Origin of the sequence: Prevotella sp. 10(H) (assembly GCF_000711235.1) — a bacterium.
Taxonomy (GTDB): Bacteria; Bacteroidota; Bacteroidia; order Bacteroidales; family Dysgonomonadaceae; genus Dysgonomonas.
In genome coordinates this window covers 746,213-760,688 of sequence record NZ_JOMI01000001.1, presented here as the reverse complement: position 1 = coordinate 760,688, position 14,476 = coordinate 746,213, and the positions used below count along the sequence as shown (strand labels likewise).

The 14,476-nt window shown below is 35.8% G+C and carries 7 protein-coding genes; all 7 read right to left on the bottom strand.

Annotation, left to right across the window (positions count from 1 at the left end; all coding sequences use genetic code 11):
• Nucleotides 1-43: 43 nt before the first annotated feature.
• On the bottom strand, nucleotides 44-1,672 hold the full coding sequence (locus tag K348_RS0103115) for a RagB/SusD family nutrient uptake outer membrane protein (protein ID WP_029902815.1): 1,629 nt from the start codon (nucleotides 1,670-1,672) through the stop codon (nucleotides 44-46).
• 11 nt (nucleotides 1,673-1,683) lie between these two features.
• Nucleotides 1,684-4,986, bottom strand: a complete 3,303-nt coding sequence (locus K348_RS0103110) for a TonB-dependent receptor (protein WP_051697563.1) — start codon at nucleotides 4,984-4,986, stop codon at nucleotides 1,684-1,686.
• 215 nt (nucleotides 4,987-5,201) lie between these two features.
• The gene (locus K348_RS0103105) at nucleotides 5,202-6,173 is read right to left on the bottom strand and encodes a FecR family protein (protein ID WP_029902811.1); all 972 of its coding nucleotides are present in this window, start codon (nucleotides 6,171-6,173) and stop codon (nucleotides 5,202-5,204) included.
• An 87-nt stretch (nucleotides 6,174-6,260) separates the two neighbouring features.
• Nucleotides 6,261-6,812: an RNA polymerase sigma-70 factor gene (locus tag K348_RS0103100; protein WP_029902808.1), complete on the bottom strand. Its 552-nt coding sequence runs from the start codon at nucleotides 6,810-6,812 to the stop codon at nucleotides 6,261-6,263.
• A 150-nt stretch (nucleotides 6,813-6,962) separates the two neighbouring features.
• Nucleotides 6,963-7,442 (bottom strand): YdeI/OmpD-associated family protein, encoded by a 480-nt coding sequence (locus K348_RS0103095; protein ID WP_029902806.1) that lies wholly within the window; start codon nucleotides 7,440-7,442, stop codon nucleotides 6,963-6,965.
• 385 nt (nucleotides 7,443-7,827) lie between these two features.
• Nucleotides 7,828-10,257 carry a sugar-binding domain-containing protein gene (locus K348_RS0103090; protein ID WP_029902804.1) on the bottom strand — a complete coding sequence of 810 codons (2,430 nt, stop codon included), beginning with the start codon at nucleotides 10,255-10,257 and terminating at the stop codon, nucleotides 7,828-7,830.
• A gap of 137 nt (nucleotides 10,258-10,394) precedes the next feature.
• Complete coding sequence (locus tag K348_RS0103085) at nucleotides 10,395-14,441, bottom strand: two-component regulator propeller domain-containing protein (RefSeq protein ID WP_029902802.1); 4,047 nt, start codon at nucleotides 14,439-14,441, stop codon at nucleotides 10,395-10,397.
• Nucleotides 14,442-14,476 lie beyond the last annotated feature (35 nt).

The window sequence follows — 14,476 nt, the reverse complement described above, 5'->3', positions numbered from 1 at the left end:
AAATCTGGCCTACTGGATTTTCAGTAGACCAGATTCTAATAAGTTATTTATAATCTGGGTTTTGAACCAAGGATCCTTTACTTTTCACAATCTCTGTACGAGGTATCGGTAGCAAATAATGTTGCGGATAAAAATTTCTCTCCAGAACAGTAATTGGATTATAAGTAAACGATCCGTCACTATTCTTTATTATTTCTACACCTTTCGCATCTATATTTTCATACGTTTCGGCAATCAGCCAGCGACGCAAATCGAAGTAGCGATGATTTTCAAAAGCCAATTCTATCCTGCGTTCGTTTCTAAGCTTATCTAATAACTTAGCGCCTGATTCAGTAACCTCCGGCATTTCCACACCTTGACGACCTCTGATCTTATTGATCGCTTTCCGGCATTCATCTTCGTTTCCCAAATAATATTGTGCTTCAGCATAATTCAAATAGAATTCCGACAATCTGAAAAATACCCACGGCTGTGTATTTGTTTCACTCAATAAATTGTCTTCATTCAGGAATTTATACAGATAATATCCTGTCATGCTACAGTTCCAGTTATTAGAAGCACCTTCCTTACTGTCTTTTCCCTGCGGGATAAATGGCTCTACAGCACGTCCTCTGAACATAGCACCATTGTACAAAATAGAAGCATAAAAGCGTGGGTCACGCCCATCGTAAGGATTTGCGGGATCGAAACCGGAGCCTGCTTCCGCAGGTTTCTTTCCGGTAGCTTTCATTTCATAATCATCGACAAGATTTTGTAGCGGACAATTTCCACCCCAGCCATCATAACCGCTAGGCGAATTATAAAGATCCATTCTGTGTCCGTTTGCTCTTGTGTACTCCCTCCTGAATATAATTTCGTTATTGTCTTTGATAAACATTTCCCTGTAATTTGTAGCTAACTGATAGTCGGGCAAATTAATTACAGCTAATGATGCATCACGGGCCTTTTCCCATTTTACTTTATCATTCGTTTTATTATTTATCGGGCTTGCCGCATAAAGCAGAACTCTTGCTTTCAGCGCTAAGCAAGCATGAATACACGCTCTTCCCGAGTTGGAATCACCTGCTTTATATTTTTCAGGCAAACGTTTCATCGCATCATCCAGATCATCCATTATCAGGGTTACACACTCATCGTATGTACTCCTTGTCTGATTAAAATCAGTTTCGTCTATAGTGTAAGAACGTGTAACAATAGGTACCCCTCCAAAACGCCAGATAAGATTGGAATAAATGAATGCACGGATAAATTTCATTTCGCCGGTTAGTCGGTATTTCACATCCTCCGATACGCTCGACGCATCTATCTTTGCAAAATAAGTATTGATGTTACGTATATTTTCGTAAGCTCTTCTCCAGTAATTAAAGTTTGCAAACCGACCACTATCGAATGATGATATGTTATCGGAGTTCATCTCGCCTCTGGATACAATAACCGAACTGGCATAGCCGTGACGGGTATATGTCTCATCTGTGGCAGAAGACATCATAGCTTCTTCAAATCCTGTTGGATAGGCATTATAGCATGCATTTACATAAGCTGTCAGTAATGCTTCGTCATTGAATACGTCTTCTTCCGACATTTTGTCGAGTGGTTTCTTATCTAAAAAATCACTACAGGAAAAAAACAAAAAAGATAATAACGATAAACTGATATATATTATTTTTTTCATATTCATTTTTTTTAGAAAGTTATATTTACACCTGTGTTAAATATCTTAAGCTGCGGATAATACATTGCTCTGGAATCGGTACTTTCCGGATCCATTACTTTTATTTTATCAATGGTAAATAGGTTGTATGCACTTAAATATATCCTACAGTTGGATACACTCAATTTCTTAAACCATTTTTTAGGCAAAGTATATCCGACTTCAATATTTTTCAGGCGCAGGAAGGAGGCATCTTTAAGGAAGAAATCGCTTCCATAGTTATTATGAATCCCATCTGCTCTTGGTTTTGAGCCATTAGGATTGTCGGGTGCCCATCTGTCTTCAGCCGAATCCATCAGGAAATTACCAGACTTCGAAACCGTTGAATATACCATTTGTTTGGCTCTGGCTTGACCCTGAAGCAGGACGCTGATATCAAAATCTTTCCAATCGGCTCCCAATGTCAGGCCGAAAATTATTTCCGGATAACTGGTCAGATCATACCTCACCCGGTCAAATTCATTGATTTCACCATTGTTATCTACATCTCTCAATATAAGGTCACCGGGTTTTGTGCCTTCTACATGCGGAGTGGCATCTATCTGCGCCTGATCTCTGAAAATGCCTATTGCCTGATAATAAAGCCCTGCACCGAGAGGCTGACCTTCTTCTTTCAGATAATCATATCCTTCACCCCAAGGGGTTTCATCCATGTAGATTACTTTATTGCGCGCATATAAGAAGTTTCCTGAAGCATTGAAATTTACTTTTCCTATTCTGCTTCTGTGATTCAGTTGTAATTCCACCCCTTTATTTTGTACTTTTCCTATATTTTCATCCGGCAGGTTTATTAATCCGGTATACTCAGGAATAGATGCATTGCGTCTTCTCAGAATGTTTGACCTTTTAGTCTTGAATACTTCAAACTCGAAGCCGAGTAATCCGTTCCAGAAGTTACCTTCCACACCTGCGTTGTAAGTATCGGCGACTTCCCATGTAATATTCTTATTAGGAAAACCTTCCTGATAAACACCCTGCACGTCGGTACCTCCAAAAACGTAATTGTTTCCGGATGTATATTTCAGTAAGTACTGGAAAGCACCCACATTATCATTTCCTTGTTTTCCGTATGATGCTTTCAACTTAAGGTTGTCCATCCATTTGAGATTATCTTTTATAAAGTTTTCTTCAGATATTCTCCATCCCACTGATACTCCGGGGAAGAAACCCCAACGGTTCCCGGCAGGGAAGATATATGAGCCATCTTCTCTGAAATTGAACTGAGCCATGTATTTACCGGCATAGTCATATGCTACTCTTCCAAAATAGCTCCGGCGGGCTTGTTCAAAAGCACTTCCCCCATTATCGAAATGCTGTTTGTTACTACTTCCTGCATACATCTGGTCGATAGCTGTTGCCAGATAATTGGAGCGGGAAGCCCAGAAGTCATTTCCTTTATGTTCGCTTTGTTCATAGCCGAGCATAACATCGATTCCGTGTACAGCATTGAAAGTCCTGTTATACATTATTTTTGCATTCAAGGTAAGTGTAGATCTCGGGATATAATCCTGCCTGAGAGATGCTGCGCTTCTGGTACTGTTTTTTGTTTTATTGTAAGTGTCTGTTGCTTCATCCCACACATAATAATAGAAAGGAGTATACCATTCTTTTTTCTCAAGTCCTTCCTTATCATATGCCATATATGCATCGGCTGTTAATCCCGGAGTCAGCCATGATAAATCCAGTTTAGCAGAAAATGTGCTGTTGAATACAGATTTCTTATAATCTCTATAGCCGGTTTCGTCAGTTTGCACTGTAACAGGATTTCCGTCCGTCATCCCTGACGCAGGCAATCCGTTCGGATAGCGCGCCAACGTAGTAGGGAAAGCACGTAGCATGATCCAGAAAAAGCTTCCTGTATTATAGCCCGGATAGTGTTGTTCTTCAATTCTTCCGGCAAGGTCTACCGAAACGGTCAGGTGCTTATTGATTTTAGCATCTATGTTTGACCTGACATTGTAGGTACGATTATAGGTGCTGCTGTTTTTATATATAGCATCCTGATCTGAATATCCGCCACCAATGAAATATTTAATATTTTCGCTACCGCCTCTTATCGATAAGTTGTGGCTTTGTTGCGTCGAACTCTTTCTTAATGTTTCCTTTACCCAGTCAGTATTCGGATAATGGAGAGGATCGGAGCCATTCCGGAATAGTTCTATCTGCTCGGGAGTATATGCTTCTTTTCCGCCGTTGTATATATCTATTTCGTTAACAACCTTGGCAAAGGTCGCTGCATCAGCCATTTCCGGAAGTCGTGTCGGTTTCTGGATACCTATATTGTATGAATAGTCTATTGTCGGCTTACCTGTTTTACCGCGTTTTGTAGTTATCAGAATAACACCGTTTGCCGAACGGGAACCGTAGATAGCAGCTGAGGCATCTTTTAGCACTGTAACACTCTCTATATCATTGGGGTTAATTCTATCCCAGTTTCCTGATCTGTTAGCAATTCCATCTATCAGGATTAAAGGATCGGTATTTCCTGTTGTACTTTTCCCCCTGATAGTTATTGATGCTCCATCTGCCCCCGGCTCTCCGCTTCTGACATTCATTATAACACCCGAAATGCGGCCTTGCAATGATTGTCCGAGATTCTGAGCCGGACTCTTTACAATATCTTCTCCCTTTGTTAAAGATATCGAACCGGTTACCAGTCCTTTCCTTTGAGTACCATAACCCACTACTATAACTTCGTCCAGGTCTTTAATATCTTCTACCAGCACTATTGATAAATCCATATCTTTCTCTACCACAAATTCCTGAGATATGAAACCTACATATGAAATAACAACAGTGGCACCTTTCGAAACATTCAGTGAGAATTTACCATTCGGATCACTCATTGTACCAGTCGTCGTTCCTTTCTGAGCAATATTCACTCCGATCAGGGGTTCACCATTAGTGTCGGTTATAGTTCCGCTGAACTTTTCTTTATTATCTTGTTCAGGGACAGGAATATTTTCTGCATGAGTTTCGGGATTAAAAGGAAGCGGTTTTGTTTTTAGAACTATGTAATCATTATCAAACAGATAATAAATATTTGTTTTGGACAATGCTTCATGTAGAATGTCTTTAACTTTTCCTTTTTTTATACTGGTTTTGGTTTTTTCCTTTACGTCAATTTCCTGATTACTATAAACAACCAGATAACCGGTCTGATTTTCTATTTCCAGTATAAGGTCTTTTAATGTAAGGTTATTCTTCTTTAGATTCAGCATGGCTTCCTGTGCTTTCGAATCAGCGGCCGCAAGTTGGAAGCATACTAGTAACATTAGGCATAAAATCTTCATAATTTTTAAAGATCTTTTATGTTTTTGACATAGCAAGGTGAATAACAAAGGTTTTATTTTCATAACTTTGTAATGGTTAAATAAATACTTAAATTTTTTGAATTAGATTTTGTTTAACTTCTGAATGGCAGATGTGGGGCATCTGCCATTTTTTTAGGCATTTTTCATTTCATAGGCAAATTCATTTTTAAGGTTAGTTATTCGATTATAAACAGGTTAGTCTCTTTTTTATCTTTGATTTTAAATTTGTGTATTTTTTGTATTATTCTTAATATCTCGGCAGGGCCGTCTTCCTGTCTGAATTTTCCCGTATATTGTTTAGCAAGAAGTTTTTGATTCTTTATTTCTATTTTGACGTCGTAATATAGTTCCAGTTTTTTTACAATTTCTTCCAGAGGCGCTTTCTCGAAATTGTAAATACCTTTATGCCATAAATAATCATTTTCTGATGTTATTTTTTCAATGTTTATAATGCCGTTGCCGTAACTTATTTTTTCTTTTGGCTGTAACGTTACTTTTTCAGACCTGTCAGAGAATTCGATTTCGACACTTCCCTCTAATAATGCAACATAGGTAGACTCTTGATTTTTGTAAGTGTTTACATTAAATGTCGTTCCCAGTACTCTTACATCTAATGCTGGAGTCGATACTATAAATGGCTGCTTTTCATTTTTAGTGACATTGAAAAAAGCTTCGCCCATAAGAGTTACCTCTCTGTTTTTAGATTCGAAAGAAGACGGATATGTTAAAGTCGATTTTGCATTCAGCCAGACTTCGGTTCCATCGCTTAATATGATTGAAACCCGCTGACCTGCAGGAACAGTTATTGTATTATAAGCTACTATCGGATTATCGGAAAAATCTTTAATTAAGTTATTGGCAAATAATGTGCATAAAATTATTAGAGCTATTGCGGCAGAATATTTTAATGTGTTTAACCAAAGTCTTTTTCTTTTCTTTTGTTGTTTGTCAATAATGAATTCATCATAACTATTTTGTCCGTTAGCTATATCGTCAGGGTAATCCATAAATGATAAAAGACTAAGGGTATTTTTATATTCCGTAAAATCTTTACGTAACGACTCATTCATGCGTAGTTCCTGCATCAATTCAATGCGTTCGTCAATGTTGAGTTCATTACTGAAGTACTTTTCAATTCGTTTATCCATATATATTTTAGATATATTGAATTCATTTTATATATAGGAAACGAATAGATTCTTGAAATCCACTAAACTAAAAATGAAAATTTTATTTTATGATATTAAAAACAGGAAGAGAGGCATCAGATTTTTAAGTTCTTTTCTTAGCTTCTTATATGCTATAGATATCTGATTTTCAATGGTGTGTACGGATATTCCTAATTCTTCAGCAATATCTTTTTGCTTTTGTCCTTCAATCTTATTTTTTATGAATATTTCTCTACATCGTTCGGGCAGGGATAACAACGCCTTATTTATTATTTCAGATAAATCATCTTCGGAAAACATGTTTTTATCGAAATGTTCCAATGCGTAATAGTTTGCTTGTAGAGTTAAAAGATATTCTTCTTTAAATTTATCCGATATCTTTTGTTGAATCTGTTTATGCCTTAAAAAATCTATGCACTTATTTTTCAATATTAAAAATAGAAAAGCCAAAAGATTAGCGTGTGTAGTGTAAGTGTCCCAGCGTCCCCACAATTCGGTAAAAATATCTTGAACAATGTTTTCTGCATCTTCTTCGAAGACAACATATTCTAATGCAAAACGTTTCATTTTTGCATAATATTTAACATATATGTCCTCAAAAGCAACTTCCTTGCCCATTATAATAATTCAAGTAAATGGCAAATATACTTGAAAAATCTAAATTGAACATTTAAAGCGATTATTAAGTAATCCGGTTGAGAAAAAAAGAATGAAAAAAACTGTAAATCTTATTTGATTCCTGTTAATGAAAAGCAAAAGCGTAATTATTTACCACGCTTTATAAAACTTTTCATCATTCTGTATCATTATTATTGTTTTAGCAATTCGGTCAGCTTTTGTCTGCTCTGTTTTTGCTGAGTATATCCAATCTATAAAAGCCTTTTTTTCACCATCACTGCATTTTTCAAATTTCTCGAAGATACCATCTTCATATTTCATGCACAGAATTAATTCTTCGGGAATTTGAGTAGGTGTATTATCTTCATAAAGAACGATATGTACTGTATCTCCGGCCTGTTTTTTTATTTTATTCCTTATTTCAGACTTCACAGTCAACATCAAATAACCATTACCAAGAGGCATCAAACGAACATTGGAAAACTCATAACTATCTATTTTACCTTTTACCTTAAGCATCCCAAAAGATGTTTTTCCCATAGGGATTTCCGGTATTTCGGCATACGTCCAGCCACCTTTACCTTCAAATTTCTGTAATAAATAGTTCTTGTTTACTAATGGTTTTTCCATTTTTCTTTCAATACAGCTATTTGTTTCCTTTAATTAGGCGAAGATAACAAAACTTTACTTCTTTTTCTGTCATTTTTAATTCCGCAAGGTTCTTATTTATTTTTTCAAAGTAATTATAATATAAGAATATTTAGGCAATACGTATTTAGAATTTTTACCTGAAAAACTTATCTATGAAGTTTTTGGACGACATTATACATATTATTATCTGTATTTATTTCATTCAGCTTGCATCTTCCGAGAGAAAAGCTAAAGCAAAATGCTGAAGAGACGACCGAAGCCTAAAACAATAAAAACATTAGACGAATCTCTCAAAAAAAAATTATTGAATAATGAAAAAAACAATAGTCCAGCGACTAATATATAATTAGCATTATTTATAGCATTATTTAATATAAACAGAAACTAGTGCAGGCTGTAACCATGGGGAAGAGAATTTTATTTTTGCACTTCCGTTATCTCCCGTAGCTTGGATGTAAGCAAGAATACGACCATGAAAAACACGATGTTTGTTATCGGTATAGTCGGTCATATCAGAATTATTACTTGCTTCTAAACCTAGTAATTTTGCAGGGCCTTCAATATGACACGTTACCTCATTATCAGATATCATAACCGGAATACCATCTTCGTCTACAACCTGGATAATTATTTGTGCAAGTCCTTTGTTTTTACAAATTTCTTTATCGGCCTGAATAATTTTTAGTGCATAAGGTTGTTTTGAAGATTGAATCTCATTGCGGCTTGTTTCGTTATTATTTTCATCCATTCCTATTACTTCAAGCTTTCCTGCTTTGTAAGGAATATCCCAGTAAACAATTCCGGTTTTGTCATCGTAGTTTTTAATAGGCCCGACTTCTAATCCGTCCAGTAATAATTTAGCTTTAGCTGCATTCGTATAACATACGACCTTGATAAGTTGTCCGTCCTGATAATTCCAGATAGGCCATGCATCCTGAGATAACCATTGATCACCCTTATTAATCGGATATGTGCCTATATATGCCATTGGCTTATCCGACCACAATGATTGACGAAAATATCCTCTTGGCTTAATAAATCCTCCAAAATCCAGTAACCCGGAATAAAACCCTCTTGAAGGCCATCTGCCCGATTCACCTAAATAATCTATGCCTGTCCAGAGAAATTGACCGAAAATAAACTCTTTATCTCTCACAGCTTTCCATGCTTCTATATCGTGCCTGTTTTCGCTACCATATATGACACGGTTCGGATATCTTTTGTGATCCGAATCATACATACTTTCCGTATAATTATATCCGGCAATATCTAATGCTTCCGGATATTCTGTTTCGTTAGACATGGCTACACCGGCCAGTCCTGCAGTAGCAGGGCGTGACTTGTCGTGCTCTTTTACCGTTTTAACTAATCGTTTTGCAATATCTCCGAGTTGCATAGCATCCGGCGCATCGGGATTATACCCACCATAGGATGCCTGCGTAAATCCGGCTTTTTCTCCTCCGAGTACCGGATGAGAGTAGGGATCGTTAGGATAGTCCACTTCATTGCCTATACTCCATGCAAATACAGAAAGGTGATTACGGTCGCGGCGAACCAGATCGGCCAAATCTTTTTCACCCCATTCTTTGAAGATGTCATAAGAGCCTTGATATCCGGGTGTTCCCACATTCCAGCCTTCCAGCCATTTACGTTTTGGGAATACCCATTCATCATACATTTCATTAAGAACTAGCAGTCCCAATTCGTCGCAAAGGTGATATAGATCAGGAGCCTGTGGATTATGACTGGTACGGATTGCATTTGCACCAATTTCTTTAAGGGTTAGTAACCTTCTTTTCCATACTTCACGGGGTACAGCAGCACCTAATACGCCTGCATCGTGATGAACACAGACTCCTTTAACTTTCATCCATTCGCCATTAAGGGCAAAGCCTTTATTTGCATCGAAAGTATAGGTGCGGAAACCGGTAGGAGTTATTGTTTTGTCAATTTCCTTACCGTTTCTTAATACGATAGTTTTTAGTTGATAGAGATTCGGATTGTTTAAAGACCACAGTTGAGGGTTATTCACTTTGAGTCTGGTGGCTAGTTTACTGTTCGAACTTTGTCCTGCGAATAATTTTTGCGAGTTTTTCGCAATTATATTTCCATCAGGGGAATACAATTCGTTAATAATAGTCAGAGTAACATCTTTATTATCTCCGTTATCTATAGTTACTTCTATATTCAGGTGATAATCATTTTTTATTTTTTCAGGATATGCATATACACCCCATTGGGCTATATGTATGGGATTGGCATAAACCATCCACACATTGCGATAAATACCCGAACCTGTATACCATCGAGAATCAGCATCCTGACTATGGTCTGCACGCACAGCAATAACATTATCCTCTCCATATTTAATATATGGTGTGGCATCATACATAAATGAGATATATCCATTCGGACGTTTTCCCAAAGATTCCCCGTTTATAAAAACTTCGCTACGATTATATATACCTTCAAAATAAAGATATACCTTTTCGACCTGTTTCTCTAATGGAATCTTTATTGTTTTACGATACCAGCCTACTCCTCCGGGCAAATAGCCGGTAGCACTGGCAAGAGTTGGACTTAATTGTTGCTTAATACTCCAATCGTGAGGCAAATCTACCAATTGCCATTTCTCATCATTTAATGAGGCTAATTGGCTATCCTTTACATCATTTAGCTTAAACTTCCAGCCTTCATTAATATTCTCGGGATTACCGAAAGATACTTGGGCAGATATTCCATATGAAGTAAGTAGAAAGGAAAGGCTAATTATCAAAAGTTTAATGTTCTTCATAGTTTTTATTTTGCATACTGGTATATAATCTATTTCGTATTTCATTGCATGAAAAACAAAAATACATAAGGATTATATATTGAAAGAGGGAAAAATCAATCAAAATGGAGGGATAAATCTGTCAGATTAATGTTTCATTAGATTAATTTTTTCTTGTATTCGGAAGGGGTAACCCCGTATTCTTCTTTAAAGCATCTTCTAAAATATACAACATCATTAAAACCGGACATATATGCTGCTTCAGATACATTATAAGAGTTTGAAGAGAGAAGCCTAAGACTATTTTTAAGCCTTATTTTTCTGATAAATTCATTGGCTGTAATGCCAGTAAGTCCTTTTATTTTTCTGTAGAGAGTAGAATGGCTCATATGCATTTTTTCTTTGAGGAAAGCAATATCAAGTGTTTCCATATCGATATTGTTTTCGATAATCTCTGTCAGTCTATTAAGGAATTCTTCGTCCAACTTGCTGATATTAATTGCTGATTTTTCAGATGTTCCATAATTCGGTAATCCTCCTTTTGTTTGTGCGTTTATCAGTTCTGCCAATTTTCTTCGAGACTCTAATAAATTTAATATTCTGCTTTGCAATAATCTTGCACTAAATGGCTTGGTGAGATAGGAGTCGGCGCCACTTTCATATCCTTCTTCTTTATCTTGAATCGAATCTTTTGCGGTCAATAATATAACAGGTATGTGACTGGTTCGAATGTCTTCTTTTATTCTTTTACATACTTCAATACCGTTCATTTCCGGCATCATTATATCACTTACAATTATATTAGGAATGTATTCTTGTGCAATTTTCAACCCTTCTTTTCCATTTCTTGCGGTTAGAATACGATAATCTTTATTTAAAGAGGTCGATATATATTCCTGAATATCATTGTCATCTTCAATTATTAGTACTAAAGGACGCTCATCGGAGTTGTCTTCTTTAATAGCTTCATCATCCATTTCGATGATATTTGCATTTGTTTTTTTCTCTGTGTGCAAAGCATAAGGATATGTATTCTCTGTCAGTAAGCGCAATGTGAAAGTTGTGCCTTTACCAACTGTACTATCAACGTTTAGAATTCCCTGATGAAGTTCAGCTAATGATTTTACCAGGGCAAGCCCAATTCCTGTACCCGAAGATTGATGTTTGCCTTCAGCCTGATAATAGCGATCGAAAATATGAGGAAGAGCTTCTTCTTCAATTCCATAACCTGTATCGCTGACTGCAAATTCAGTATAATGAATGTTTTTCTCAACAATGGTATTTAATGAAAGTCGTATTTCACCTGATGGTGTATATTTTAATGCATTGGACAATAAGTTATTTATTATAGTAGTTATCATTTCCGGATCAAAATAGAGAATGGTATCCTTGTTGCCAATGATAATTTCGAAAGTAACGTTGTTATTTTGATTTAATTCTTTATAACGAAGCCCTATTTCAGTAACTAAATCCGCTAAATTAGCTTTACATACAGATAGTTTTCGGTTCTGTGTTTCTGTCTTTCTGAATTCCAGTATTTGATTTATCAAATTCAAAAGACGTATTGCACTGCCGTGGATAATGTTTATTTTATTATTGTAGGGCACAGGTAGTTTTGGGTCGTGTATCAAATCTTCCAGAGGACCGATAATGAGTGTCAACGGTGTACGAAGTTCATGTGTAATATTGGTATAGAAGCGCAGCCGTTCTTCATTTAATTCTTGCTTGTTCCGGCTGTTTTTCCTTTCAAATTCAAGTGAGGTTTTTAAGTTTATTCGTTTTTTATAAGAACTTGATATGAGATAAATAATTATACCAGCTACGATAATATAAAATAGCTTGGCATACCATGTGAGCCACAGCGGCGGCCGGATAATAAAATTGAGTGTTGCAATATTAATTTCATCCCAATCCTGATTTTTTAATCTGTTTTTAATTTTTAAAATATAATTACCGGGAGATATATTTCGGAACGTTACTTGATTTTCTCCCTGTGTATTATACCAGATATCATCCAGCCCCTCCATCATATAGGCATATTCTACCTGTTGGTTTTGCGAATAATCCGGATTGGAGAATAGGATACGAAAAGAATTCTGATTATATGAGAGTTCAATTTTATTATCTGCTGATGGAATAAGGATTTCTTTACTATCATTTTCAATTTGTTTATTAAATAATAAACATTCTATTATTTGAACCGGAGTTACTTGTTCTTGTTCTTTAGTTAGTTCCGTAGGATTAAAATAGCAAACACCATCCAGAGATCCGAAATATGCAGTTCCGTCTTTAGTTAAAGACGCAGAGCCGCTAATAAAGTTGCCCATTGGTGTTCCATCCTGATGATTATAGTTATTAAATTTCATTTCTTTTATATTCAATAACGAAATCCCGATATTTGTACTGACCCATATGTTCCCCAAATTATCTTCCAGTATAGAATTAACAGATGAACTCTCTAATCCTTGGTTTTCATCGTATGTTTCATATCGATCAGGCTTGTTTGTATCTTCACAAAAGGCTAGTCCATTACGTGTAGCAATCCACATCCGTCCTTTAGAATCTAAAAAAAGGCTGTTTATTGCATTAGAACAAAAGCCATTTGCTTTCTCGAGATGATTGAGCAAATTATTGTTTTTATCAAAAACGTATATTCCCCTACCAAATGTACCGATCCATAGCTTCTCTTGTTTATCACGTAAGATACTATATATTGTTCTGTCTTCTAGGTGATCAATAATTAGTTTTTCATTATCGATTGTATTGTTATGATATGAATAAAGTCCGTTATCGGTACCTATCCACATTTTATCGTTTGTCTCCTCATAGAATTCTTGAATGTAACCTCTTTTTTCATTAAAAGGTAACCTCTCAATATGATAGGTTTTAGGATTTAGCCTAAGAATATCTGTATTGGTTGTCCCCAGCCAAATAATGCCATTTTTATCCGATTTGATTTTGTTTATATATACACTTGATTTGTCTTTCAAGAGATAAGGCTTTATATCGATAATTTTTATTAAACTGTTATTTTGAAATACTCCTACCTCATCCTTACTGCCAATCCATAATTTTCGATCCTGATCAACATAAGTATTCCATATCTGCTTATCGTCCGATTCCTTATATTTATCCGTATTATAAGTAATAATATTAAATGCAGATGTTTTATTGCTAATAAAATCTATCCCTTTGTTACAATATCCAATCCAAATATTATTAAAAGAGTCTTGGAATAAACACTTTATATTTGAAGAAGACAAGCTATTGCTTTCTGGTGTAACAACTATATTTTGAAATACAATTTTTCTCGGATCGGTCAGAGCAATATTATTAAGCTTCAATATACTGATTCCTGACATATAAGTACTGATCCATAAGCTTCCGTCCTTCATTTCTTTAATGTCATAAATATGGTTTGCACCTATAGAATTAGGATTGAGAGGGTCATGTCTGAATGTAATAAATTCTTCTGTGTCGGGGTTGAATAAGGCCAATCCTCTGTCAGTACCTACCCAGATATTTTTTTGGCTATCTATATATATGGAACGGACATTATTACCCGGCAGACTTTTAGGATCTGCCGGATTATGGCGTATATTACGAGCTGTTCTGTTTTTTATATCCACGATACTAATCCCATCACTTGCATGTCCTATATATAGATTTCCCTTACCATCATCAACAGAACACCAGTTTGGGCTTTTCAAATCATTGATATCTTTGTCAGCAAAAAGAGTGAATGTCTTTGTCTTTTTATCATAATATTCTACTCCTACATGGTAATGAGTGATCCATATGCCGCCATCAGAAGCATGGGATAGATCGGTCACATCATTATTATTAAGCCCTTGATCGATTGTATAGTTTCGGAAGGTATGCGAATGACAGTCGAATATGCTGATTCCTTCCCGTTGTGAACCTATCCATATCACATTTTCTTCTTTATCATATAATAAAGTATTCAATTCATTACTGATAAGACCTGAATTGTTTTTGGTATATACTGAAAAACTTTTTCCATCAAAGCGATTCAAACCCGATTCTGTTGCAATCCAGATAAAACCTTGTCCATCCTGTACGATATCCATAATATAATTATTGGATAAGCCGTCTTTCAAATCAAGGTGTTTCGATATCTGGGGCTGAGCTATCAGAATTGGACAAAATAATAATAGAAAGTATGTAGCTATATTTCTTAACATAATTTGAACAGAAGTAAGGTTACTACCGATACAAA